This is a genomic window from Streptomyces sp. NPDC001530, assembly GCF_042894545.1.
In the GTDB taxonomy this organism is placed as follows: domain Bacteria; phylum Actinomycetota; class Actinomycetes; order Streptomycetales; family Streptomycetaceae; genus Streptomyces.
This window is the reverse complement of record NZ_JBIAVS010000019.1, coordinates 1-24475: the sequence shown is the minus strand read 5'-3', so window position 1 is coordinate 24475 and position 24475 is coordinate 1. Positions and strand designations below refer to the sequence as shown.

General features: G+C 71.7%; 21 protein-coding genes. 16 read left to right on the top strand and 5 right to left on the bottom strand.

Features of this window, described 5'->3' with window-relative positions; genetic code table 11:
* The first annotated feature begins 23 nt into the window (after positions 1–23).
* The 3 genes from ACFY0T_RS34315 to ACFY0T_RS34305 all read left to right on the top strand — a co-directional run bounded on the left by ACFY0T_RS34315 (position 24) and on the right by ACFY0T_RS34305 (position 2620).
* A complete protein-coding gene (locus ACFY0T_RS34315) occupies positions 24–650 on the top strand; it encodes a DUF3043 domain-containing protein (RefSeq protein ID WP_388879559.1) in 627 nt (208 codons plus the stop codon).
* Between the two features lie 83 nt (positions 651–733).
* Positions 734–1435 (top strand): class I SAM-dependent methyltransferase, encoded by a 702-nt coding sequence (locus ACFY0T_RS34310; RefSeq protein ID WP_388879556.1) that lies wholly within the window; start codon positions 734–736, stop codon positions 1433–1435.
* A gap of 60 nt (positions 1436–1495) precedes the next feature.
* Entirely contained in the window at positions 1496–2620 is a 1125-nt protein-coding gene (locus ACFY0T_RS34305) for a S1C family serine protease (RefSeq protein ID WP_388879553.1), read from the top strand.
* A 76-nt stretch (positions 2621–2696) separates the two neighbouring features.
* On the opposite strand, the gene ACFY0T_RS34300 is transcribed toward ACFY0T_RS34305, so the two are convergent.
* A complete protein-coding gene (locus ACFY0T_RS34300; protein ID WP_054231569.1) occupies positions 2697–2909 on the bottom strand; it encodes a hypothetical protein in 213 nt (70 codons plus the stop codon).
* Between the two features lie 323 nt (positions 2910–3232).
* Between ACFY0T_RS34300 and ACFY0T_RS34295 the strand changes: the two genes are divergently transcribed.
* Positions 3233–4432: a bifunctional adenosylcobinamide kinase/adenosylcobinamide-phosphate guanylyltransferase gene (locus ACFY0T_RS34295; protein ID WP_388879550.1), complete on the top strand. Its 1200-nt coding sequence runs from the start codon at positions 3233–3235 to the stop codon at positions 4430–4432.
* Positions 4433–4532: 100 nt separating this feature from the next.
* On the opposite strand, the gene ACFY0T_RS34290 is transcribed toward ACFY0T_RS34295, so the two are convergent.
* A complete protein-coding gene (locus ACFY0T_RS34290) occupies positions 4533–5594 on the bottom strand; it encodes a class I SAM-dependent methyltransferase (RefSeq protein WP_388879546.1) in 1062 nt (353 codons plus the stop codon).
* Between the two features lie 193 nt (positions 5595–5787).
* On the opposite strand from ACFY0T_RS34290, the gene cobT reads away from it, so the two are divergent.
* The 3 genes from cobT (at position 5788) to ACFY0T_RS34275 (ending at position 9944) form a co-directional block, all read left to right on the top strand.
* Entirely contained in the window at positions 5788–6897 is a 1110-nt protein-coding gene (gene cobT, locus ACFY0T_RS34285) for a nicotinate-nucleotide--dimethylbenzimidazole phosphoribosyltransferase (RefSeq protein ID WP_388879543.1), read from the top strand.
* 543 nt (positions 6898–7440) lie between these two features.
* Entirely contained in the window at positions 7441–9237 is a 1797-nt protein-coding gene (locus tag ACFY0T_RS34280) for a phosphatidylglycerol lysyltransferase domain-containing protein (RefSeq protein WP_388879540.1), read from the top strand.
* The gene (locus ACFY0T_RS34275; protein ID WP_388879537.1) at positions 9234–9944 is read left to right on the top strand and encodes a hypothetical protein; all 711 of its coding nucleotides are present in this window, start codon (positions 9234–9236) and stop codon (positions 9942–9944) included. Before ACFY0T_RS34280 ends, ACFY0T_RS34275 begins: the two co-directional genes overlap by 4 nt.
* On the opposite strand, the gene ACFY0T_RS34270 is transcribed toward ACFY0T_RS34275, so the two are convergent.
* On the bottom strand, positions 9881–10648 hold the full coding sequence (locus ACFY0T_RS34270; protein ID WP_388879534.1) for a hypothetical protein: 768 nt from the start codon (positions 10646–10648) through the stop codon (positions 9881–9883). The two genes, ACFY0T_RS34275 and ACFY0T_RS34270, sit on opposite strands and share 64 nt — an antisense overlap.
* A gap of 72 nt (positions 10649–10720) precedes the next feature.
* On the opposite strand from ACFY0T_RS34270, the gene ACFY0T_RS34265 reads away from it, so the two are divergent.
* From ACFY0T_RS34265 to sucB, 5 genes are all read left to right on the top strand, one after another.
* Positions 10721–11503, top strand: a complete 783-nt coding sequence (locus ACFY0T_RS34265) for an adenosylcobinamide-GDP ribazoletransferase (protein ID WP_388880060.1) — start codon at positions 10721–10723, stop codon at positions 11501–11503.
* A gap of 110 nt (positions 11504–11613) precedes the next feature.
* On the top strand, positions 11614–12189 hold the full coding sequence (locus tag ACFY0T_RS34260; RefSeq protein ID WP_388879531.1) for an RDD family protein: 576 nt from the start codon (positions 11614–11616) through the stop codon (positions 12187–12189).
* A 224-nt stretch (positions 12190–12413) separates the two neighbouring features.
* Entirely contained in the window at positions 12414–13943 is a 1530-nt protein-coding gene (locus tag ACFY0T_RS34255; RefSeq protein WP_388879528.1) for a leucyl aminopeptidase, read from the top strand.
* Between the two features lie 240 nt (positions 13944–14183).
* The gene (gene lpdA, locus ACFY0T_RS34250) at positions 14184–15572 is read left to right on the top strand and encodes a dihydrolipoyl dehydrogenase (RefSeq protein ID WP_388879525.1); all 1389 of its coding nucleotides are present in this window, start codon (positions 14184–14186) and stop codon (positions 15570–15572) included.
* 90 nt (positions 15573–15662) lie between these two features.
* Complete coding sequence (gene sucB, locus ACFY0T_RS34245; protein ID WP_388879522.1) at positions 15663–17492, top strand: 2-oxoglutarate dehydrogenase, E2 component, dihydrolipoamide succinyltransferase; 1830 nt, start codon at positions 15663–15665, stop codon at positions 17490–17492.
* Positions 17493–17581: 89 nt separating this feature from the next.
* Here the strand turns inward: sucB and ACFY0T_RS34240 are convergent, their stop codons facing one another.
* Complete coding sequence (locus ACFY0T_RS34240) at positions 17582–18265, bottom strand: hypothetical protein (protein ID WP_388879519.1); 684 nt, start codon at positions 18263–18265, stop codon at positions 17582–17584.
* Between the two features lie 278 nt (positions 18266–18543).
* On the opposite strand from ACFY0T_RS34240, the gene ACFY0T_RS34235 reads away from it, so the two are divergent.
* The 4 genes from ACFY0T_RS34235 to ACFY0T_RS34220 all read left to right on the top strand — a co-directional run bounded on the left by ACFY0T_RS34235 (position 18544) and on the right by ACFY0T_RS34220 (position 24038).
* Complete coding sequence (locus ACFY0T_RS34235) at positions 18544–19167, top strand: GntR family transcriptional regulator (protein WP_388879516.1); 624 nt, start codon at positions 18544–18546, stop codon at positions 19165–19167.
* Between the two features lie 342 nt (positions 19168–19509).
* Positions 19510–22212 carry a pyruvate dehydrogenase (acetyl-transferring), homodimeric type gene (gene aceE / locus ACFY0T_RS34230; protein ID WP_388879513.1) on the top strand — a complete coding sequence of 901 codons (2703 nt, stop codon included), beginning with the start codon at positions 19510–19512 and terminating at the stop codon, positions 22210–22212.
* Between the two features lie 148 nt (positions 22213–22360).
* Positions 22361–23338 (top strand): helix-turn-helix transcriptional regulator, encoded by a 978-nt coding sequence (locus tag ACFY0T_RS34225; RefSeq protein ID WP_388879510.1) that lies wholly within the window; start codon positions 22361–22363, stop codon positions 23336–23338.
* A 181-nt stretch (positions 23339–23519) separates the two neighbouring features.
* Positions 23520–24038: a DUF4240 domain-containing protein gene (locus tag ACFY0T_RS34220; protein WP_388880057.1), complete on the top strand. Its 519-nt coding sequence runs from the start codon at positions 23520–23522 to the stop codon at positions 24036–24038.
* Positions 24039–24052: 14 nt separating this feature from the next.
* Here the strand turns inward: ACFY0T_RS34220 and ACFY0T_RS34215 are convergent, their stop codons facing one another.
* Complete coding sequence (locus ACFY0T_RS34215; RefSeq protein WP_388879507.1) at positions 24053–24268, bottom strand: hypothetical protein; 216 nt, start codon at positions 24266–24268, stop codon at positions 24053–24055.
* Positions 24269–24475: the final 207 nt, after the last annotated feature.

Sequence of the window (24475 nt, the reverse complement as noted above, 5' to 3'; positions counted from 1 at the left end):
CGTTCCCCACTCGAACGACGTCCATGCCCCCGAACCCCGTACCCTTGGGTTTTGTGTTCCGTAGCCGTGCCAAGGAAGAGAAGGCCCCCGCCGACAAGGCGCAGGTGACCGACTCCAAGCAGACCCGTGATCCGCAGGCCCCCAAGGGCCGCCCCACGCCCAAGCGCAGTGAGGCCCAGACCCAGCGTCGCAGCGTCGCCAATACGCCGACGACGCGCAAGGAGGCGGCCAAGCGGCAGCGCGACGATCGCCGTGCCGCGATGGAGCGGCAGCGCCAGGCGCTGGCCAGTGGTGACGAGCGCTATCTGCCCGCCCGTGACAAGGGGCCGGTGCGGAAGTTCGCTCGCGACTTCGTGGACTCGCGGTTCTGCATCGCCGAGTTCTTCCTGCCGCTGGCCGTGGTCATCCTCGTCCTGAGCATGGTCCGCGTGGGCTCGCTGCAGAACATCGCGCTGCTGCTGTGGCTCGTCGTGATCGTGATGATCGTGGTCGACTCGATCGGTATCGCGATCCGGCTGAGGAAGCAGCTGAACGCGCGCTTCCCCGACCTGCCCAAGAAGGGCGCGGTCCCCTACGCGCTGATGCGCACTCTCCAGATGCGTCGCCTGAGGCTGCCGAAGCCGCAGGTCAAGCGCGGAGAGCGGCCCTGAGCACGACGTCTTTCTCCGGGGGCGCGGCGGACGCCTGGCTGAACAAGCTGGGCGGGCTGCGTGATGTCGTACGACAGGAGCTGGTGGCCCGGCAGCTCGACGAGCAGATAGCCGCACGGTTCCCGGTGGGCCGGCGGCTGCGGGTCCTCGACGTCGGGATGGGCCAGGGCACGCAGGCGCTGCGCCTGGCCCGCGCCGGGCACCAGGTGACCGGCCTGGAGCAGGACGCGAAGATGCTCGCCGTGGCCCGCGAGGCGCTGGCCGCCGAGCCCGAGGGCATCCGTAGCCGTGTCCGCCTCATCGAGGGCGACGGGCGCGAGACCGGCGTCCACTTCCTGCCGGGCAGCTTCGACGTGGTGCTGTGCCACGGCGTACTGATGTACGTCGAGGAGCCGGACGCTCTGCTCGCCGGCCTGGCGCGGATGCTGGCCCCCGGCGGGCTGCTCTCGCTGCTCGTGCGGAACGCGGACGCGCTGGCCATGCGGCCCGGCCTGTCCGGGGACTGGGCGGCGACGCTCGCCTCGTTCGACACGACCGCGTACACCAACCGGCTCGGCCTCGATGTGCGCGCCGACCGGCTCGCCACGCTGACGGCCACGCTCGCGGGGATCGGGGCGCCGTTGCACGCCTGGTACGGGGTGCGGGTCTTCACGGACACCGCGGCCGACGGGGCGCCGGTTCCGCCGGATGTGGAGACTCTCCTGGCCGCCGAGGAGCGGGCCGGGCGTACGGATCCCTATCGGCAGGTGGCGGCGTTGCTGCACCTGTGCGGAGTGCGTGGCTGAGCGACCCGTTCGGGTGTGCCTCACGGGTCGGGACATCCCTCGAAAAGGGACACTTCGGGCATGGATGCTTCCCGTACGCGTACCCGCCCCCGTACTCGTCCCCGCACCCGCCCTCGCCATCGCCCTCGCCTCCGCACCTTCCGGCTCCTCGCGCCCGTAGCCGTTCTCACCTGTGCGGCGGCCCTGCTCTGCGGCTGTTCCGACGACTCCTCGTCGTCCAAGAAGGACGGCTCGACGACGACGCAGGCCGCCGTCCCCGCGGCGAACAATGACCTTGAGGACGACTACCTGAGGGTGATCAAGGAAGCCCTGCCGTCGGTGGTGCAGATCCAGGCGAGCCACGATCTGGGGTCGGGGGTCGTCTACGACGACAAGGGGCACATCGTCACCAACGCGCACGTGGTCGGGGACGAGAGGAAGTTCAGGGTCACGACCGCCAACAGCGAGGACGAGCTGACGGCGACGCTCGTCTACGCGTACCCGGACCAGGATCTCGCCGTCATCAAGCTGGACAACTTGCCCGAAAGGCTGAAGGCGGCCGACTTCGGGGACTCGTCGAAGGTCGAGGTCGGCCAGATCGTCCTGGCGATGGGGTCGCCGCTCGGGCTGTCGTCCAGCGTGACCCAGGGCATCGTCTCGGCGACCGGACGCACCGTCAGCGAGGACCGTACCGACGGCGGTACGGGAGCGACCATCGGGAACCTGGTGCAGACGTCGGCGGCGATCAACCCCGGCAACAGCGGCGGCGCGCTGGTGAATCTCGACGGTCAGGTCATCGGCATCCCCACCCTCGCCGCCACCGCCCCCGATCTCGGAGGCAGCGCACCCGGCATCGGCTTCGCGATCCCCGCGTCGATGGTGAAGACCATCGCCGACCAGATCATCAAGAACGGCAGGGTCACCAACTCGGGACGGGCCGCGCTCGACATCACCGGCCGTACGGTCGTCAACGACGACTACCAGCCCGTGGGGGTCGCCGTGGTCGAGGTGAAGAGCGGCGGCGCGGCCGACAAGGCGGGCATCCGGCCCGGCGACGTCATCACCAAGGTCGGCGACACCGACATCACCACGATCACCTCGCTCGCCGAGGCGCTCGCGGCGGAAAAACCGGGCGGCAAGACGAAGGTGACGTTCCTGCGGGGCGGGAGCGAGGAGACGGTGGAGGTGACGTTGGGCGAGATCTGACGTCGGGTGAGCGGTGGGCGCCGGGCACGTACAGGGGAGTGGGTTGCCGGGGACCGGCCCGGCAACCCCGACCGGCCTACTCCGGCTCGGCGTGCAGGCTCATCGGCCCGTAGATCTTGGTGCTGTCCTCGAAGAGGAACACCTGGTCCGCGCCGCCCTCCAGAAGGTCCTTCCACACCTCGCCGATCCAGGACTCGGCGTCCCCCTGCGTGGTGAACTCCTCGGGCTGCACCGCGGGTTGGACCTCTGTCCCGTCGGACTTCTCGAACCGCCACGTCCATGCCGCCATGTACGCCTCCAGGGTATGAGCACACTCCACAGCGAAAGCCGGACAAGATCCGGCTCCTGTCCGAAGCCTAGGCCCTGTCGTCAAATTCCCGCCTGCCTCGAGACGCCATGCACGCTCCCCCACTGCCTTGAGGGCGTGGGAGGTGCCCCCACTCGCCGCACCGGGCCCAGACTCAAGTACATCCAGTACGAGGCTCTGGGCCCGGCACGCCGAGAGCACGCACCTGACGCCGCGAGGCCCGCCCTCCGGGCGGACGACGGGAATTTGACGACAGGGCCTAGCCGGACGCGCAAGACCTGCGGGGACACGCAAAAATCAACCTCGTGGAACTGACTCTGCTCGGCACCGGCGCCCCCGAGGGCCTGCCCCGCCCCGACTGTCCCTGCGCGGCCTGCGCGACCGCGCTCGGCGAGGACGCGCGGGCGGCCACCGCGCTGCTCGTGGACGGCACGCTGCTGCTGGACCTGACGCCCGGCGCGGCATTCGCGGCCGCCCGCGCCGGGCACTCGCTGGGCGGCGTACGGCAGGTACTGCTCTCGCATCCGCACGACGGCCCCCCGGTCGAGGTGCCGGCCGGGCTGCCGCAGCCCGGGCGGGTGCCCGACGGGCGTGAGTTGGCGCTGCTCACCGGGCACCGGGTGCGGGCGGTGGCCTTGGACGCGCCCGGCACGGGGTACGCGGTGACCGGGCCGGACGGGCAGCGGCTGCTCTATCTGCCGCCGGGTGCGGCGCCCGCCGGGCTCGACGCGAACGGTGCCGCGTACGACATGGTGCTCGCCGATGTCGTGCGGCGCCCCGACGCTCTGGCGAAGCTGCGGGCGGTCGGAGCGGTCGGGCCGACGACGGACGTGATCGCGGTGCACCTCGACCACGAGGTACCGCCGGGCCCGGAACTGCGGCGGCGGCTCGCGGCGGCGGGTGCGCGGGCGGTGCCGGACGGGACGACGCTGGACGTCGGCGTCTACGAGGACGTACCGGACGTGCCGCGCCGCACCCTCGTGGTCGGAGGCGCGCGTTCGGGCAAGTCGGTGGAGGCGGAGCGGCGGCTGGAGAGCTTCCCCGACGTCCTGTACGTCGCGACGGGCGGCTCCCGCAACGGGGACACCGAGTGGGCCTCGCGGGTCAGCGCGCACCGTGAGCGGCGCCCCGGCTCCTGGCGCACCGCCGAGACCTGCGACCTCGTCCCCCTCCTGGAGGAGGACGGCCCTCCCCTGCTCATCGACTGTCTGTCCCTGTGGCTGACGGACGCGATGGACTCCGTGAACGCCTGGGACGACGCGGAGTGGGCGGACGGCGGCGAGCGCGCGCTGCGGGCCCGGGTCGAGGAGCTGACCACCGCCGTCCGCCGCACCCGCCGCACCATCGTCGCCGTCTCCAACGAGGTCGGCTCCGGCATCGTCCCCGCCACCGCGTCGGGACGCCGCTACCGCGACGAACTCGGGCGGTTGAACGCGGTGTTCGCAGGAGAGTGCGAGCACGTGGTGCTGGTGGTGGCGGGGCAGGCGGTGGCTCTGCGGGGGTGAGGACCGCGGAGCGGCGGGGTGCGGGGACCGCGGAGCGGTCAAAAAAGGGCGGGGGGAGACCGCCGCGGAACGGCGGGGAAAAGGGGGAGCGGGCCGGGGCTCACCGCCGGGCGATGATCCGGTAGGCGTTCGAGAAGCGGGTGCGGCGGAGGAACGGGGCGAGGGCGTGGTCCAGGGCTGAGGTAGAGGCCAGGAGAGGGCTGGACGCTCGGGTCAGGGCGGCGTGCAGCGTGCGCTGGAGGGGGGTCGGCGGCGCGGGCCGCCAGGGCGCGTCGAGGTCGGGCAGCACGCGCCCGAGGGCCAGCGCGAGGGCGCCCGCGAGATCGTAGGGGATGTGCGGTTCGCGACGGTCCGTCGCGACGATCTCGCAGCCGAGGGACTCCAGTTCGCCCAGCAGGTTGGGCAGCGGCATCAGGTGGAGATGGCGCGGCTGGCCGTACGACACCCACCACTTGCCCAGCAGTGCGCCGAACGCGCAGTCGGGGTCCGGGACTTCGACGAGAAGGTGTCCGCCGGGCCGCAGGACCACCAGGGCGGCGCGCAGTTCCTCGCGCGGGTCGGGGGTGTGCTCCAAGTGGTGGAACATGCTCACGACGTCGTAGCGGGCGCGCAGCCGCTCGGCGATCCGGGCGTCGGTGAGCTGGCCGCGGTGCGCCTCCTCGATCCGCCGGGCGGCCCGCGCCTTCTCGACGCGCCGCGTGGGGTCGAGCCCGTCGAACGCCGTGTACGGGTGGACTTCCTTGGCGACGGCGGGGAAGTGCCCGTGCCCGGTGCCGACGTCGAGCCAGCTCTCCGGTTCGCCGTACGGCAGCATCGCGCGGGCGGCGGCGCGGTGGCATGCGCGGCTGCCGCGGGCGCCGAGGAGCCGCTCGACGAGGCCTTCGTGGGCGCCGCCGCGCAGGTCCCGGTGATAGAAGGCCAGCCCCTCCGCGGTGAGCCGGGGGTTCTGGAAGGCGTGCGCGCAGTCCCCGCACTCGTCGACGACGAACGTACCGGGCTTGCGCTGCACGAGGTCCGGCGTACGCAACCGGGTGCGCAGCCGCTTCGAGCCGCACCAGGGGCAGTCCTCCCGGCGCGGTTCGTGGAAGCGGTCGGTGCCCTGGGCGAGTTCGGCGGCGTAGGCGGCGCGGCGTTCGGCGATCGACTGCGGGGTGGGGGGCATGGGCGCTCCTGGGGGGACGCGGGGGCGTGGGGCGACGTGGGACAACGTGGCGTGACGAGGGGCGGCCAAGGTCCTGGATGAACGACCAGCCGGCCATACGACAATCCGACACAAACGGTACGGAGCGGATCGCGATCCGGGGTGCAACGACGTGGCGCGGACGTGTTCGATCGCTGCCGGTACTGTTCGGCGAATGAGCTCGCTTAATCTCGACGACTTCACCGATCTGATCGAGCGCCCCGACGGAGGCGTCCGCCGTGACGCCGAGGCGCGCCGGGAGCGCCAGATCGTGCCGCCCGGGTCTCTGGGCCGCCTCGACGACCTGGGTGAGTGGCTGGCGGCGGCGCAGTCCGCGGTGCCGGTGCGGCCGATCGAGCACCCGCGTGTGGTGCTGTTCGCGGGCGACCACGGGGTCGCCGAACTCGGCGTGTCGGCGCGGCCCGCGGGCAGCGCCGACCAGTTGGTGGGGGCGGTCCTGGAGGGCGCGAGTCCCGCGGCGATCCTCGCCCGGCGGCTCGGCGTGCCGGTGCGCGTCATCGACATGGCGCTGGACTGCGAGCCGGAGGGACTGCCCGACGAGGTCGTACGGCATCGGGTGCGGCGCGGTTCGGGTCGTATCGACGTCGAGGACGCGCTGACCCTGGAGGAGGCGGAGGCCGCGTTCCGCGCGGGCGTCGCCGTCGCGGACGAAGAGGCGGACTCCGGTACGGATCTGGTGGTGCTCGGCGACATCAGCGTCGGCGGGACCACGGCCGCCGCCGTGCTGGTCGCCGCGCTGTGCGGGACCGACGCGTCCGTCGTCACCGGGCGGGGCGGGCGGGCCATCGACGACCTCGCGTGGATGCGCAAGTGCGCCGCCGTGCGGGACGCCTTGCGGCGGGCCCGGCCCGTACTCGGGGATCAGCTGCAGCTGCTGGCGACCGTCGGCGGGGCGGATCTCGCGGCGATGACCGGGTTCCTGCTGCAGAGCGCGGTGCGGAAGATGCCGGTCATTCTCGACGGGGTCGTCTCGGCGGCGTGCGCCCTGGTCGGGCAGCGGGTCGCCTTCCGCGCGCCGGACTGGTGGCTGGCCGGCCAGAACAGCGGGGAGCCGGCCCAGGCGAAGGCCCTGGACCGGATGGCCATCGAGCCCCTCCTCGACCACGGGGTGACCGTCGGCGAGGGCGCCGGCGCGCTCCTGGCGCTGCCCTTGGTCCAGGCAGCGGCGGCCCTGGCAGCCGAGCTGCCTGAGGCACCGTCTCCCGAGCCGAAGCCGGAGCCGAAGCCGGAGTCGGAGCCCGAGGCCTCCGCCCAGGACGAGTAACCGGCTACGCCCGGTTCGGATCCGCCGAAATCCGCCGCCTTGGCTGAGCGCCGTTGCGGCGGATTTCCCTTGTGGCGGACGAGTCGGGCGGGCGGACGGTTAAAAGCGCGGCCGCGTAGCGGCGCGGCAGCGGTCGTTCGAGGGCGCCGTTGGCAGCCGACCGAGACGGGCCGGTGGGCGGGAAACACACGGCGCGTAGCGGCGCGACAGCGGTCGTTCGAGGGCGCCGTTGGCAGCTGACCGAGACGGGCGGGTGGGCGGGAAGCACCGGCGCGGAGCGCCGAAGATCCCGGCGCGGAGCGGCGCGGCAGCGGTCGTTCGAGGGCGCCGTTGGCAGCTGACCGAGACGGGCGGGTGGGCGGGAAGCACCGGCGCGGAGCGCCGAAGATCCCGGCGCGGAGCGGCGCGAAACGGGCCGCGGAGCGGCGGAATGCCCGGCGCCGGGCACGACGGCGCAACCCGTCGCGTCACAATCCTCCGGCCCGCATCATCCGCCGCATCCCTCCCCCGCCCACACCACCCCGCCCCATATCATCGCCCTTTATGGGAGATGCCCGAATTGCCATCGAGCAGGAACGGGCGTCGGCCCGCCAGGGGGACGGGGACCGGCGGTCCACCGCTGCCTCACGGCGCGCCGCCGCCTTCGCCGTCTGGTATCTGCGTGCCGTCGCGTTCATCAACTTCCTGAGCGCCGTGTGGGTCTCGCTCGGGCAGGACGTGCGCCGGCACAACACGGAGAACTACTTCACGCCGTACCTGCTGACGGCAGGTTTCGCCTCCGGTGTGTTCACGATGTTCCTCGCCATCACCATGCGGCGGCGCAAGCGGGCCGCGTGGATCCTCAACTTCGTCCTCAGCGGGCTGTTCCTGCTGCTGTTCGCGGTGGCGATGGCGTTCCCGGAGATCCGCCAGTACGCGCAGAACTGGATCTCGCTCGTCCTGACCGCGGCGTTCGTCGCCTCGCTCGTCGTCGGCCGCCGGGAGTTCTACGCGAAGGGCGACCGGTCGAACCCGAAGCTCGCCGCGGCCGTCGCGGTCGGCGGGCTGCTGGTCACCTCGCTGCTCGCCGCACTGCTGGTCACGGTCACCAACCACGCCCACGGCGCGAACCGTTCGACCTTCCTGGACCGCTGGCGCTACGGCACCCTGCGACTGGTCTCGGTCGCCGCCGACGACTCCCACTTCCCGGGGATCGCGACGCCCAACTGGGTCAACGTCGCCATCAACGTGCTCAGCACCGTGCTGGTCCTCGCCGTCTTCTACGCGGCCTTCCGCTCCCGCCGCGCCGTCGACCCGCTCACCGAGGACGACGAGAAACGGCTGCGCGCGCTGCTGGAGAGGAACGGCGACCGCGACTCCCTCGGCTATTTCGCGCTGCGCCGGGAGAAGAGTGTGGTCTGGTCGCCGACCGGCAAGGCCGTGGTGGCGTACCGCGTCGTCGGCGGGGTCTCGCTGGCCTCCGGCGATCCGATCGGCGACCCGGAGGCGTGGCCCGGTGCCATCGAGCCCTGGCTCGCCGAGGCCCGCGCGCACGGCTGGATTCCGGCGGTGATGGGTGCGAGCGAGGAGGCGGGCACCATCTACTCCCGGCACGGTCTCGACGCGCTGGAGCTGGGCGACGAGGCCATCGTGGAGACCGCCGAGTTCACCCTCGAGGGGCGGGCCATGCGCACGGTCCGGCAGGCCTACAACCGGGTCAAGCGCGCCGGGTACCAGGTGCGCATCCGGCGCCACGAGGACATCGCGGCGGACGAGATGGCGTACCTCTTGAAGCGCGCCGACGACTGGCGGGACGGGGCGACCGAGCGCGGGTTCAGCATGGCGCTCGGGCGGCTCGGCGACCCCGACGACGGACAGTGCGTGATGCTCGAATGCACCGACGCGCAGGGCGAGTTGAGGGCCGTGCTGTCGTTCGTGCCGTGGGGGCCGCACGGGCTCTCCCTGGACCTGATGCGGCGTGACCGCGACTCGGAGAACGGGCTGATGGAGTTCATGGTGATCGAACTCCTGCGACGGGCCCGGGAGATCGAGATCACTCAGGTCTCGCTCAACTTCGCGATGTTCCGTTCGGTCTTCGAACGTGGCGCACGCCTCGGCGCCGGGCCGGTGCTGAGGCTGTGGCGCTCACTGCTCAGCTTCTTCTCGCGCTGGTGGCAGATCGAGTCGCTGTACCGCGCCAACGCCAAGTACCGGCCCATCTGGGAGCCGCGGTTCCTGCTCTTCGAGAAGAGCGCGGACCTGCTGCGCATCGGTGTCGCGTCCGCGCGTGCCGAGGGGTTTCTGGAGGCGCCGGGGCTGCCGAAGTGGCTGCACCGCAAGCACCTGGAGTCGCACAGATGAGTACGCCGGCCCGCTGGGCCCGCGCCGAATGGGGACTGCTGTACGTCACCGTGCGGCAGGCCCTTCGCGCACGGCGCCGGCGAGCGATCCCCATGACGCTCGGGGCGGTCTGTCTGACGGCCGCCCTCCAGTTCACGCAGAACCAGTCGTGGGGCTATCGGTTCGTCCAGAACATCGGCTCCGTACGGGCCGAGGAGCCGCTCTGGCCGGCCCTGCTGCGCACCCCGCTCTCCTTGTTCGTACCGGCCCTGGACCTTCCCGTGTGGGGTGCGCTCGCGCAGATCCTCATTGTGTTCGGTATCGCCGAGATCTGTCTGGGCTGGTGGCGCACCCTCGTCATCGCGTACGTCGCCACGCTGGCCGGGACGCTCTACGCGCGCGTCGGCATCGCGCTGGGCCCGCACAGCCCGCTGGGGCTGCCGGGGTCGGACGCGCAGGTCGTCGACACCGGCCCGTCGGCGGCCGTGGTGGGCCTCGCGGTGTTCCTCGGCTGGCGCTATCGCGCGTATGTCACGGCGGGTGTGGTCATCGGGGCCATGGTGGTGGAGGTGCTGCTCAAGGAGAACCTCGCGGGCAAGGAGCACCTCGCGGCCATCGCCGCCGTCCTGGTGGTGTGCGCGATCTCCGCGCTGCGCCATGGACGTCACCGGCGTTCGGGCAGGGAACCGGTGAGCTCATCATCCGGTTTGCCGCCGATCCAGTCCTGAAACTTGCGGCTGGGGCCCACCCAACGGCGGTCGTGGCGGTAGGCGCGCAGGCTCGATCTGGCCCGGGCGCGCGGCCGTCGGCGGTAGAGGCGTTTGGCCCACGGGGAGCCGGGCCGGGCCAGCCGGACCGCGCCGATCAGGGCGATGAAGGGGATGACCACCCCGAAGACGGCGGTGCGCGTCTTGCCCTTGCTGAGGGCGAGCAGCGCGAAGAGGAAGTTCACCGCGACGGTCAGAATCACGCCTCCGCGGTCCTGCAGCTCCTCATCGGTGAGGTCGTTGACCCCGAACGGCGAGAAGCCGATGAGTGCGAGGCCGACGAGGGCCGCCGTGACCACCACGACCTCGACGCTCTGGCGGCCGGCCTCGGTCCAGTAGACGTCGTCGAGGTGCAGGACCAACGCGAACTCGTCGAGCACCAGGCCCGCGCCGATTCCGAACAGCACGGCGCTCAGGCCCGCGCCGAACCCGTACCGGCTGCTGGCCACCGCGCCGAAGCCACCGATCACGATCAACACGACACCCGGCACGACGTGGTGGATGTGCAGGCCACCGGCCTTCACATTGCCGAACGGACCTTTGCCCGCACGGATCAGCCGGACGATGACGCGCGTGATCACGAAGGTCAGCACAAAGGAGGCGAGCGCCAGCAACAGCGGCAATTTTCCCGGCTCGACGATGTTCCGATACAGCCAATGACCCATATGTGAACTTTATCCACAGCCGCTGTCTGTGCTCCCCGGGCATCCGGATAGCCTGCGCCGGTGTCCAAGACGGTGTCCAAGACCCCCCTCCCCGACAGCCTCCGCTTCGCCTTCGGCACCCTCACCGTGCTGCCCGTGAAGGTGACCCGCTGGGACCGCGAGGCCGCACGGGGCGGAATGCTGTGCGCGCCCGTGGCCGGGCTGGTGGTCGGGGCGGGCGCGGCCCTGGTGGGCGTGGCACTGCTCGCGATGGGCGCGGGCCCGCTGCTCGCGGCCGTGGCCACCGCCGCCGTACCGGCCGCGCTCACCCGCGGCCTGCACCTGGACGGCCTCGCCGACACCGCGGACGGGCTCGGCAGCGGCAAGCCCGCCGAGGACGCGCTGCGGATCATGAAGCAGTCGGACATCGGCCCGTTCGGTGTGATCACCCTTCTGTTCGTGCTGCTCGCCCAGGTGGCCGCCCTCTTCCAGGCGTACGACACCTCGTGGGCCCGCGGCGCCTTCGCGGCCGTCGTCGCGGCGACCGCGGCCCGCCTCGCCCTCACCCTGGCCGCCCGCACCGGGGTGCCCCCGGCCCGCCCCGAGGGCCTGGGCGCGGCCGTCGCGGGCACGGTGCCGGTGCGTGGCGCGCTGCTGGTGACGGTGGCCGCCGTCGGCGCGGCGGCGGGCGCGGGCGCGCTCTTCGGGACGTACGACCTCGTGCGCGGCGCGGTGGCGGTGCTCGCCGCCTGTGCCGTCGCCGAACTGCTGCTGCGCCACTGCACGCGCCGCTTCGGCGGCGTTACGGGCGATGTCTTCGGCGGCCTCGCGGAGACGGCGGCGACCACCGCGCTGGTCGTTCTGTCACTGGGCTGAAACGATCACCGGCGGACGGCTCTCGGGCCCCTCCACCCCCACTAATCTGATCCGCCGAACAGACAAAAGATCGTGATCGGGGGACGTCTGTGCCGAAACTTCGGCGGTTCATGGCCTGGTTCATCGACTTCGCGCTGGTGCTCGCGGCGGCGTCCGCGCTCGCCGTGCTCACCTTCCACCGGATATCCGCGCTCGTGACGGACGTGCCGGACCTCGCGACGCGGGGCGGCTGGGACATCCTCACCTCGCGCGGCGATGTCGTCGACGCCTCCGAGGGCTTCGGGCTCTCCCTGTGGCACAAGGTCGTCCGGGATGTGGAGCAGGCCTTCGGGCTGCTGGTGATCGCCACCTTCCTCTACCAGTGGTCGACGCTCGCCCTCACCGGACGCACCATCGGCAAGGCCCTGCTCGGCCTCAAGGTGACCCCGACCGCCCCGCGCAAGGCCGCGCTACGGGCCGCGATCACGACCACGGCCGACGTCGCCGTGTACGCCCTGGCCTGCATCCTCCTGGTCGAGGGCGAGTTCGCCCTCTCGGTCCTGGTGTGGGGCATCGCCGTGGTGCTCTTCTTCCTCAACGCCCTGCCCGTGCTCTCCCCCACCCGCCGCTCCCTGGCCGACCGCCTGGCCGGCACGGCGGTCACCGGCCTCGGGCTCAGCACGCCCGGCGCCACACCCCCAGCGTGACGCGGGTCACCGGGAGTGACGGGTGAGAAGTGGACACGACGCCACCGGTCGGTGAACGCCTGCTGGAATGAGCGAAACCCGGCCCCGAGCGTAGGCTCGTCCCGGGTACTTACCTACCCCGGTAGGGACCGCCCCCGCAGGCCGGATCTAGGGTCAGCCGTCGGGCCCGGTCGACCCACCCCACTCGGCCACAGCAACTTCAACGGAAGCGAGATTTCACCACCGTGACTGCTCTCACTCTCAGCACCGCCGCAGCGTCCGGTCTGCGGGCCGACGCGATCGTCGTCGGTGTCGCGAAGGGCCCCAAGGGCCCGGTCGTCGCACCGGGCGCCGAGGCCGTGGACAAGGCGTACGACGGCTCCCTCGCCCGAATCCTGGAGACCCTCGGTGCCTCCGGGGCCGAGGGCGAGGTGACCAAGCTGCCCGCGCCCTCCGGTTTCAAGGCACCCGTCGTCGTGGCCGTCGGCCTGGGAGCGGTCCCGGAGAAGGACGACACGTTCAGCGCCGAGGCGCTGCGCCGCGCGGCCGGTGCGGCCGCCCGCGCCCTCGCCGGTGCCAAGAAGGCCGCCTTCGCGCTGCCGATGGCGGACGCCGCCGACGCCGGTGCCATCGCCGAGGGCGCCCGCCTGGGCGCGTATGCCTTCGACGCCTATAAGGAGACCGGCAGGTCGGGGGACGCCGCCAAGAACGGCAAGGCCCCGCTCGGCGAGGTCGCGCTGCTCGGCGGCAAGCCCCGCGACGCGGCGTACAAGGCGGCCATCGCGCGCGTCACCGCCGTGACCGAGGAGCTCAACCGCGCCCGCGACCTCATCAACACCCCGCCGAACGACCTCAACCCGGAGTCCTTCGCCGCCGTCGCCACCGCGGCCGGCAAGGAGCACGGCATCAAGGTGCAGGTGCTCGACGAGAAGGCCCTGGAGAAGGGCGGCTACGGCGGCATCCTCGGCGTCGGCGCGGGCTCCGCCGCCGGTCCCCGCCTGGTCAAGCTGTCGTACACCTCCCCGAAGGCGACCAAGCACCTCGCCTTCGTCGGCAAGGGCATCACCTACGACTCGGGCGGCATCTCCCTCAAGCCCGCCGGGCACAACGAGACGATGAAGTGCGACATGAGCGGTGCGGCGGCGGTTTTCGCCGCCGTGGTCGCCGCCGCGCGCCTCGGCCTGGAGGTCAACGTCACCGGCTGGCTCGCGCTCGCCGAGAACATGCCCTCCGGCACCGCCACCCGTCCCGGTGACGTGCTGCGCATGTACAGCGGCAAGACCGTCGAGGTTCTCAACACGGACGCCGAGGGCCGCCTGGTCCTCGCCGACGCGCTGTGGAAGGCGTCCGAGGAGAAGCCGGACGCGATCGTCGACGTGGCGACGCTGACCGGAGCGATGGTGCTGGCGCTCGGCCACCGCACCTTCGGCGTGATGGCCAACGACGACGCGTTCCGCACCGCGATCGTCGAGGCCGCGGAGGAGGTCGGCGAGGCGTCCTGGCCGATGCCGCTGCCCGAGCACCTGCGCAAGGGCATGGACTCCCCCACAGCCGACATCGCCAACATGGGTGAGCGGATGGGCGGCGGGCTGGTCGCGGGCCTGTTCCTGCGCGAGTTCATCGGCGAAGGCATCACCTGGGCGCACCTCGACATCGCGGGCCCGGCCTTCAATGAGTCCGGCCCCTTCGGGTACACGCCGAAGGGGGGTACGGGGTCGGCCGTACGCACCCTGGTCCGCCTCGCCGAGCTGACCGCGGCCGGGGATCTCGGCTGACGCCGAACGCTCCGTACGGCCCCGGGTGCCAAGTCGCCCGGGGCCGTTTTGTCCGCCGTGAACGGGACAGTGGGACGTCTCACACACCGGCCCGGCGTCTCGAACGCCGCCGACAAGTGCGAAGATGGGGCTCGGCAGGACAGGGCCCCCACCACAGGGCCGGAGAAAGAGCGGCCGGACACCAGCCGCCGCGCGGTCATGGACGACCGGCGTACGGCGCACATGCATGGAGGACGTGACGTGGCGAACGACGCCAGCACCGTTTTCGACCTAGTGATCCTCGGCGGCGGTAGCGGCGGTTACGCCGCGGCGCTGCGCGGAGCGCAGCTGGGCCTGGACGTCGCCCTGATCGAGAAGGACAAGGTCGGCGGTACCTGCCTGCACCGTGGGTGCATCCCCACCAAGGCTCTGCTGCACGCGGGCGAGATCGCCGACCAGGCCCGCGAGAGCGAGCAGTTCGGCGTCAAGGCCACCTTCGAGGGCATCGACGTACCGGCCGTCCACAAGTACAAGGACGGGGTCATCTCGGGCCTGTACAAGGGTCTGCAGGGTCTCATCGCGTCCCGCAAGGTGACGTACATCGAGGGTGAGGGCCGACTGTCCTCCCCCACCTCCGTCGACGTGAACGGCCGGCGCGTCCAGGGCCGCCACGTCCTGCTGGCGACCGGCTCCGTGCCGAAGTCGCTGCCGGGCCTGGAGATCGACGGCAACCGCATCATCTCTTCCGACCACGCGCTGGTCCTGGACCGCGTCCCGCAGTCCGCGATCATCCTGGGCGGCGGCGTCATCGGCGTGGAGTTCGCCTCCGCGTGGAAGTCCTTCGGCTCCGACGTCACGGTCATCGAGGGCCTCAAGCACCTCGTCCCGGTCGAGGACGAGAACTCCTCCAAGCTTCTTGAGCGCGCGTTCCGCAAGCGCGGCATCAAGTTCAACCTGGGCACCTTCTTCTCGAAGGCCGAGTACACCCAGAACGGTGTCAAGGTCACCCTCGCCGACGGCAAGGAGTTCGAGGCCGAGGTGCTGCTCGTCGCCGTCGGCCGCGGCCCGGTCTCCGCCGGTCTCGGCTACGAGGAGCAGGGCGTCGCGATGGACCGCGGCTACGTCCTGGTCGACGAGTACATGCGGACGAACGTCCCGACCATCTCCGCCGTCGGTGACCTGGTCCCGACGCTCCAGCTCGCGCACGTCGGCTTCGCCGAGGGCATCCTGGTGGCGGAGCGTCTGGCCGGTCTGAAGACCGTTCCGATCGACTACGACGGTGTGCCGCGGGTGACGTACTGCCACCCCGAGGTCGCCTCCGTGGGCATCACCGAGGCCAAGGCCAAGGAGATCTACGGTGCGGACAAGGTCGTCGCGCTGAAGTACAACCTGGCGGGCAACGGCAAGAGCAAGATCCTCAACACCGCGGGCGAGATCAAGCTCGTCCAGGTGAAGGACGGTGCCGTGGTCGGCGTCCACATGGTCGGCGACCGTATGGGCGAGCAGGTCGGCGAGGCCCAGCTGATCTACAACTGGGAGGCGCTGCCGGCCGAGGTCGCCCAGCTCATCCACGCCCACCCGACGCAGAACGAGGCGCTCGGCGAGGCCCACCTGGCCCTCGCGGGCAAGCCGCTGCACTCGCACGACTGATCAGCCGCCGGCTGTCCCCAGTCACCGCGTCGAGTAGGGCGCGAAGACGACCACAGACTTCCGCACCATTCGTAAGGAGCAACAGAAACCATGGCGGTTTCCGTAACCCTTCCGGCGCTCGGTGAGAGCGTCACCGAGGGCACTGTCACCCGCTGGCTGAAGGCCGAGGGCGAGCGCGTCGAGGCCGACGAGCCGCTGCTGGAGGTGTCGACCGACAAGGTCGACACCGAGATCCCCTCGCCCGCCGCCGGCGTGCTCGCCTCCATCAAGGTCGCCGAGGACGAGACGGTCGAGGTCGGCGCCGAGCTGGCCGTCATCGACGACGGCACGGGCGCGCCCGCTGCCGCCCCCGCTCCGGCCGCCGCCGAGGCTCCGGCCCCGGCTGCCGCGCCGGCCGCCCCCGCCCCCGCCCCGGTCGCCGAGGCCCCCGCGGCTCCGGCCGCCCCGGCCCCCGCCGCCCCCGCCGCTCCGGCCGGCGGCGCCACCGGTACCGACGTCGTGCTGCCCGCACTGGGCGAGTCGGTCACCGAGGGCACCGTCACCCGCTGGCTGAAGGAGGTCGGCGAGGAGGTCGCGGAGGACGAGCCGCTGCTCGAGGTCTCCACGGACAAGGTCGACACCGAGATCCCCTCGCCGGCCGCCGGCGTCCTGCTGGAGATCGTGGTCGGCGAGGACGAGACCGCCGAGGTCGGCGCCAAGCTCGCCGTCATCGGCGCCCCCGGCGCCGCTCCGGCCGCCGCCGCCCCCGCGGCTCCGGCTGCCCCGGCCGCGGCTCCCGCCGCCCCGGCCGCCCCCGCCGCTCCGGCTCCGGCCCCCGCCGCTCCGGCTCCGGCCCCCGCTGCTCCGGCCGCCCCGGCCGCTGCCGCCCCGGCTCCGGTCCAGCCCGCGGCTCCGGCCCCGGTCGCGCCCGCCGCTCCGGCTCCCGCGCCGGTCGCCGCTCCCGCCCCCGTCACCCCGGCTCCGGCGCCCGCCGCGCAGGCCACCGACGAGGGTGCGTACGTGACCCCGCTGGTGCGCAAGCTCGCCGCCGAGAACGGCGTCGACCTGGCCGCCGTCAGGGGCACCGGCGTCGGCGGACGTATCCGTAAGCAGGACGTCCTCGCCGCCGCCGAGGCCGCGAAGGTTGCTGCCGCCGCTCAGGCTCCGGTCGCTGCTCCGGCTGCCGCCGCCAAGAAGGCCCCGGTCCTGGAGGTCTCCCCCCTCCGTGGCCAGACCGTCAAGATGCCGCGCATCCGCAAGGTCATCGGCGACAACATGGTCAAGGCCCTGCACGAGCAGGCCCAGCTCTCCTCGGTCGTCGAGGTGGACGTCACCCGCCTGATGCGCCTGCGCGCCCAGGCCAAGGACTCCTTCGCCGCGCGCGAGGGCGTCAAGCTCTCCCCGATGCCGTTCTTCGTGAAGGCGGCGGCCCAGGCGCTGAAGGCCCACCCGGTCATCAACGCCCGGATCAACGAGGCCGAGGGCACGATCACCTACTTCGACTCCGAGAACATCGGTATCGCGGTGGACTCCGAGAAGGGCCTGATGACCCCGGTCATCAAGGGTGCGGGCGACCTGAACATCGCCGGCATCGCCAAGGCCACCGCCGACCTGGCGGGCAAGGTCCGGGCCAACAAGATCACCCCGGACGAGCTGTCCGGCGCGACCTTCACCATCTCCAACACCGGCTCGCGCGGCGCGCTCTTCGACACGATCATCGTGCCGCCGAACCAGGTCGCGATCCTGGGCATCGGCGCCACGGTCAAGCGTCCGGCCGTCATCGAGACGGAGGAGGGCACCGTCATCGGCGTCCGCGACATGACGTACCTGACGCTCTCCTACGACCACCGTCTGGTGGACGGCGCCGACGCGGCCCGTTACCTGACCGCGGTCAAGGCGATCCTGGAAGCGGGCGAGTTCGAGGTCGAGCTCGGCCTGTAGTCCCGCACCGCGTCATCGCCGTATCGCTTGTGCGACGCCCCTGTCCGGGACCTTCCGGGCGGGGGCATCGCGTTTCTCAGCAGGGCCGCTTAGTGCGGCTTGAGGGTCTTGTCCGTCCACAGCACCAGGGTCTCCACCCACACGTTCGGGATCTCCGTCTGGTACGCGGGGGTCAAGTGCCGTGTGCGGTACGCCTGGAGGACGTTGTACGTCGCGTCGAGGCAGTCGCGGGAGCCGAGGTCGCCTGTCTCCGGGTCGACGCCGACGAGGAAGCCACGGTTCGCGACGATGCGGATCATGCGGCGGGCCGCGGTGACATCGCTGGTCGACGAGGACGTGCAGCGGTAACGGCTGTACGGGTGCGTCGACTTGCCGGGGTAGTGGGCGTCGCGGGACATGTCGCTGAGCATCTGGGCGTACGTGCCCTCCGCGTGCCAGGCGCCGATGTCGCCGCCGGGCGGGGTGTAGAGCGCGTTGGTCGGGTTCTCGACCGCGCCGTACTCCCAGCGGTCGGTGCCCGTGATGCGGAAGCCCCAGCCGGTGTGGCCGAACTTCTGCGCGCCGTCGGGCTTGACGAAGACGCAGGCGCCGCCGGGGCCCGCGGGCTGCCCGGCCGAGCCCCCGGCGGGCGAGGAGCCCGGGGAGTGCGTGCCGCCGCTCGGCTTCGCCGCGGCTCCCGTGTCCATGGGCTGGCAGCCGGTGGTCATCCCCACGACCGCGGCTGCCGCCGCTGCGGCGACGGCCCAGCGCAGTGTGCGTACCCGACCCTTCATGACATCCCCCTGATGTGACCGGAGGTGCCGATGGCAGCGACCCCTCTGCCCATCGCCACGGCGGGTGGGGGCTCACGGGTTCTCGGGGTGACACGGTGGTGACACCTCCGCGCCGTACCCGGTACGGGTCTTTACAGCCGCGGGCACTCTGACAGCGTGTAAGTCTCGTCTCACCTGCGGGAAAGCGCCCCCGTGCGCCTCTCACCGGCGGGGGCGCGGCCTTATTGTCTAAACGTCAAACGCCCCGGGGCCGGTGCGCCCCGTTCAAAGGAGCCCTCATGACCGCGCCCGTCGTCCACTCGCTGCGCGAACAGATCCGCGAGCACATCGTGGAGGGGATCGTCAGCGGGCGCTGGAAGCCGGGCGAGCGGATCGTGGAGCGGCGGATCGCGACCGAGCTGGAGGTCAGCCAGACGCCGGTGCGGGAGGCGCTGCGCGAGCTGGAGTCGCTGCGGCTGATCGAGTCGGCGCCGAACAAGGGCGTACGGGTGAGGAACCTGACCGCCGCCGACCTGGAGGAGAGCTACCCGGTACGGGCCGGTCTGGAGGCCATCGCGGCGGAGCTGGCGGCCGAGCGGCTCGCCGAGGACTGCTCGGCCCTGGAGCCGCACGTCACGGCGCTGTACGAGGCCGACCGGCTGGCGGACGGGACCGCGCAGGTCCGGCACACCGTCGCCTTCCACCGCGAGCTGGTGCGGGCCGCCGGGAACTCCGTGCTGCTGCACACGTGGGAGGGGCTGGGCATCGAGGTGTTCACGGCCCTGTCGATCCGGTGGCTGGGGACCGTGCAGCAGTCGTACGCGGAGGAGCACGAGGCCCTGGTGGACGCCTTCCGGCGGCGGGATCCGCTGATCGCCGACCTGGTGAAGGCGCATGTGCTGGGCTGCGCCCCGCGCGCCTGACGCCATGCCCCGCACGCCCCGCACAGCACAGCCCGCCGCACACCCGGCACAGGGCCCCGCGCGCCTGACACAGGGGAGCGAGCACGTGCTCAGGCGTGCTCTCACCTGCGCAAACCTTCGATTTCAAGGCACCCGGTGCCTGCCTCGAAGGCACCGGGTGCCGACTTTCTCGATCTGAAGAGGTTTTGGCCCGCAACCCTTTGATCGATCATCGATCAGGGAGTTACAGTCACCGACGGGCTTCCACCAAAGCCCGCCGCCCTGTCCTGCCAAAGACCAAGGGCACCCCCGAAAACCCCTTACCGATGAGGGAACCCCCCTCCGCATCCGGAAGGCGGCGCAATGACCGACCCCACCGCAATCCAGCCGAGCGAGCTCGATCAGCTCCCGGACCGCGACCCGGAGGAGACCGCCGAATGGCAGGCCTCCCTGGATGCCGTCACCAAGGCGGCCGGGCCGCACCGTGCCGCGTACCTGATGCGCCGCACACTGGAGCGCGCCGAGGGCAACGGCCTCGCGCTGCCCAAGCTGCTTGAGACGGACTACGTCAACACCATCCCCACCGCCGCCGAGCCCGTCGTGGACGGCGATGAGGAGATGGAGCGGAAGATCACCGCGTGGAACCGCTGGAACGCGGCCGCGATGGTGACCCGGGGCAGCAAATACGGCGTCGGCGGCCACATCGCCACCTTCGCCTCCGCCGCCTGGCTCTACGAGACCGGCTTCAACCACTTCTTCAAGGGCAAGGAGGCGGACGGCTCCGGCGACCAGCTGTACATCCAGGGCCACGCCTCCCCCGGCATCTACGCCCGCGCCTTCCTCGACGGCCGGCTGACCGAGCAGCACCTCGACCACTTCCGCCAGGAGGCGGGCGGGGGCGGCCTCCCGTCGTACCCGCACCCGCGCCGCCTGCCCTGGCTGTGGGAGTTCCCGACGGTGTCGATGGGCCTCGGCCCGCTCTCCGCCATCTACCAGGCGCGCTTCAACCGCTATCTCACCAACCGCGGCATCAAGGACGTCTCGCAGTCGCACGTCTGGGCGTTCCTCGGCGACGGCGAGATGGACGAGCCCGAGTCGACCGCGGCACTCGCGCTCGCCTCCCGCGAGGGTCTGGACAACCTGACCTTCGTCATCAACTGCAACCTGCAGCGCCTCGACGGCCCGGTCCGCGCCAACTTCAAGATCGTGCAGGAGCTGGAGGCCCAGTTCCGCGGCGCCGGCTGGAACGTCATCAAGTCGCTGTGGGGTTCGGCCTGGGACGAGCTGTTCCAGCTCGACACCACCGGCGCGCTCGTACGCCGGCTGCGCGAGGTACCCGACGCGCAGGTGCAGACGTACCAGACCCGCGACGCCGCCTACATCCGCCAGGACTTCTTCGGCGCCGACCCGGCGCTCGTCGAGATGGCGAAGCTGCTGAGCGACGACAAGATCCTCGAGTGCTTCCACCTCTCCCGCGGTGGTCACGAGGCGCGTAAGGTGTACGCGGCCTACAAGGCGGCCGTCGAGCACAAGGGCGCCCCGACGGTGATCCTGGCCCAGACGGTCAAGGGCTTCACGCTCGGCGAGGGCTTCGCGTCCAAGAACGCCAACCACCAGATGAAGAAGCTGACGGTGGACGAGTTCAAGCAGATGCGTGACCTGCTCGAACTGCCCATCTCCGACAGCCAGTTCGTGGATGGTGTGGTTCCCTACGGTCACCCCGGTGCCGACGCCCCCGAGGTCCGTTACCTCCAGGAGCGCCGCGCGGCCCTCGGCGGCCCGGCCCCGGCCCGCCGTACGCACGCGCTGGCCCCGCTGCCCGCGCCCGCCGAGAAGGCGTTCACGTCCTTCGACAAGGGCTCCGGCTCGCAGAACGTCGCGACGACGATGGCCTTCGTCCGCCTGGTCAAGGACCTGGTCCGCGACAAGCAGACCGGCAGGCGCTGGGTGCCGATCGTCCCCGACGAGGCGCGCACCTTCGGCATGGAGAGCCTCTTCCCGTCCCTCGGCATCTACTCGCCCAAGGGCCAGACGTACGAGCCGGTCGACCGCGACCAGCTGATGTACTACAAGGAGGCCAAGGACGGCCAGATCCTCAACGAGGGGATCACCGAGGCCGGTTCCATGGCGGACTTCATCGCCGCGTCCACCGCGTACGCCACGCACGGCGAAGCGATGATCCCCTTCTACATCTTCTACTCGATGTTCGGCTGGCAGCGCACGGCCGACCAGATGTGGCAGCTCGGCGACCAGCTCGGCCGCGGCTTCCTGGTCGGCGCGACGGCCGGTCGTACGACGCTGACGGGCGAGGGTCTGCAGCACGCCGACGGCCACTCCCCCGTCATCGCCGCGACCAACCCGGCGGCGCTGACGTACGACCCGGCGTTCGCGTACGAGGTGGCGGCGATCGTGAAGGACGGTCTGCGCCGCATGTACGGCGAGGCCGCGCCCGGCGAGGACCCGAACGTCTTCTACTACCTGACCGTCTACAACGAGCCGATTCCGCAGCCCGCCAAGCCGGCCGGACTCGGCATCGACGAAGGCATCGTCAAGGGCCTGTACCGCTTCAACACGGCCGAGTCCGCGGGGCTGTCCCCGGTCGCCAACGCGCCGCGCATCCAGCTCCTCGGCTCCGGCACGGCGATCCACTGGACCCTCGAGGCGCAGAAGCTGCTCGCCGAGGAGTGGGGTGTGGCCGCCGACGTGTGGTCCGCGACCTCCTGGACCGAGCTGCGGCGCGACGCGCTCGAGGCCGACGCGGCGCTGCTGCGCGGCGAGGAGCGGGTGCCGTTCGTCCGCCAGGCGCTGCAGGGCGCCGAGGGCCCGGTCCTCGCGGTCTCCGACTACATGCGCCAGGTACCCGACCAGATCGCGCAGTGGGTCGAGCAGGACTACTCCTCGCTCGGTGCCGACGGCTTCGGTCTGTCCGACACCCGTGAGGCCGCCCGCCGCCACTTCGGCGTGGACGCCCAGTCGATCGTCGTCGCGGCGCTGGCGCAGCTCGCCCGCCGCGGTGAGGTCCAGGCATCGGCGGTGAAGGAGGCCCGGGAGCGCTACGGGCTGTAGGACCTGAGGTTCTGTAGGACCTGAGGTTCTGTAGGACCTGAGATTCGACGCGAGGCTCAACTCGGCGAAGGGGTACGGCGACTGCCGTGCCCCTTCGGCGTCTGTCGTACGTCTCTTCGTTGTCAGTGGTGCCCTGCATCATGAACCTATGCGTGCTGCTCGTCTGATCAAGATGGTGCTGCTGCTCCAGTCGAGGCCGTCGATGACCGCCGCCGAGCTGGCGCGGGAGCTGGAGGTGTCCGAGCGGACGATCACGCGGGACGCGCAGGCCCTCTCGGAGGCGGGGGTTCCGGTGTACGCGGACCGGGGGCGGGCCGGGGGATATCGGCTGGTCGGGGGGTACCGGACGCGGCTGACGGGCCTCGCGCGGAGTGAGGCGGAGGCGCTGTTCCTGAGCGGGGTACCAGGGGCGCTGCGCGAGATGGGCCTGGAGGACACGGCCTCGGCGGCCCGGTTGAAGGTGTCCGCGGCGTTGTTGCCGTCCTTGCGGGACGCGTCGCGCACGGCGGCGCAGCGGTTCCATCTGGACGCGCCCGCCTGGTTCAGCGAGCCCGAGACGCCCGAGCTGCTGCCCTCGGTCGCGGACGCGGTGTGGGACGACCGGCGGATCGTGGCGCGCTACCGGCGGGGCGAGGCGGAGATAGAGGTCGAGCGGGCGCTCGAGCCGTACGGGCTCGTCCTCAAGGCGGGCGTCTGGTACCTGTGCGCCCGGGTGCCCGAGGCAGGGTCCTTCCGGGTGTACCGGATCGACCGGTTCGCCGCGGTCGACCCCGGCGAGGAGCGCTTCCGGCGGGACGAGGGCTTCGACCTGCCCGGGTTCTGGGAGGAGCGGGCCGAGGAATTCGCCCGGTCCATCCTGCGGACGCAGGTCGTCGTACGGCTGTCCCCGCACGGCGTGCGACGACTGCCGTACGTCGTTGATCCCACGTCCGCGCGGGAGGCCCTGGACGCGCCCGGCGCCCCCGGCCGCAGGGGCTGGCTGACCGTCACACTTCCCGTCGAGTCCGAGGAGGTCGCCCATACGCAGCTCACGGCGCTCGGGCCGGAGGTGGAGGTGCTCGCCCCGGGGACGCTCCGCGACCGCTTCGCGCGGGACGCGGTCCGGCTGGCGACGCTCTACGGGTGACGGCGCGTTTGCGCTTGGGTGACGGAGGGCTTGAACTTGGGTGACCGCGCCGTGTGGGACAGGTGACCGCCCCCTTGAAATGCGTACGAACCCGACGGTTTTACCTTCGGCATGTGCACGCATAACAATCTGCCTCACTCCACGTGCGTCCCTCCCGTCCAGGCCCGATGCTTGACCCGTGATGGACGAGACGGAGTTCTGGGAGCTGGTGGACACGACCCGCGAGGCCGCCGAGGGCGACCCCGAGGAACAGGCCGACCTGCTCGTCGAGCGGCTCGTCCAGTTGGACCCGGATGCGGTCCTCGACTTCGCCCGGCACTTCGAGGCCCGCTACAACCGCGCGTACCGCTGGGACCTTTGGGGCGCGGCCTGGGTGCTGCTCGACGGCGCCAGCGACGACGCGTTCGACTTCTTCCGGTGCTGGCTGATCGGCCAGGGCCGGGAGGTCTTCGAGGGCGCGGTGCACGATCCGGACGCGCTCGCCGACCTCCTGGAGGACTTCGACGAGGAGATCGACGGCGACGGCGAGGAGCTGGGCTACGCCGCGGACGAGGCGTACGAGCAGCTCACCGGCTCCGTCGCTCCCGACCTGGGCATCCCGCCCGCGGCCGCGGAGCCCGAGGGCGCGCCGCTCGACTTCGAGAACGAGTCGGTCGTCGCGGAGCGCTACCCCAAGCTGTGGGACCGGTTCAGGGACTGACGCCGTACCCGGGTTCAGGCCGTTGTGCGTCGGCGGCCGAAGTCCGAGGGGATGTACGCCTGCTGCTGGTCGGCCCGTACCGCGTGGTGCAGCGGGGCCGCGTTGGCCTGGTCCAGGGCGGACGCGGTGACCGCCGCCGGGCCCAGGACGACCGTCGCCACCGCGCAGACCACCGTCCACGGGCTCCGTGCGGCCTTCGCCCACCCGGCCGTCTTCTGCGTGCTCTCCATCCGACTGCTCCTCACGTTCCCCACCTCCAGTCAGTGCGTACGCCGACCGTAGGCCGCCCGCCTCAGGAAACCCTGTGCCCCACCTGCGCCACGCCTGTGGGCCCCACCGTTGTTTCGCCCCCTCCGCCCCTACCCGTCCCGTCCCTGGGGGCTCCGCCCCCAGACCCCCGTATCGCGCTAACGCGCTCGTCCTCAAACGCCGGACGG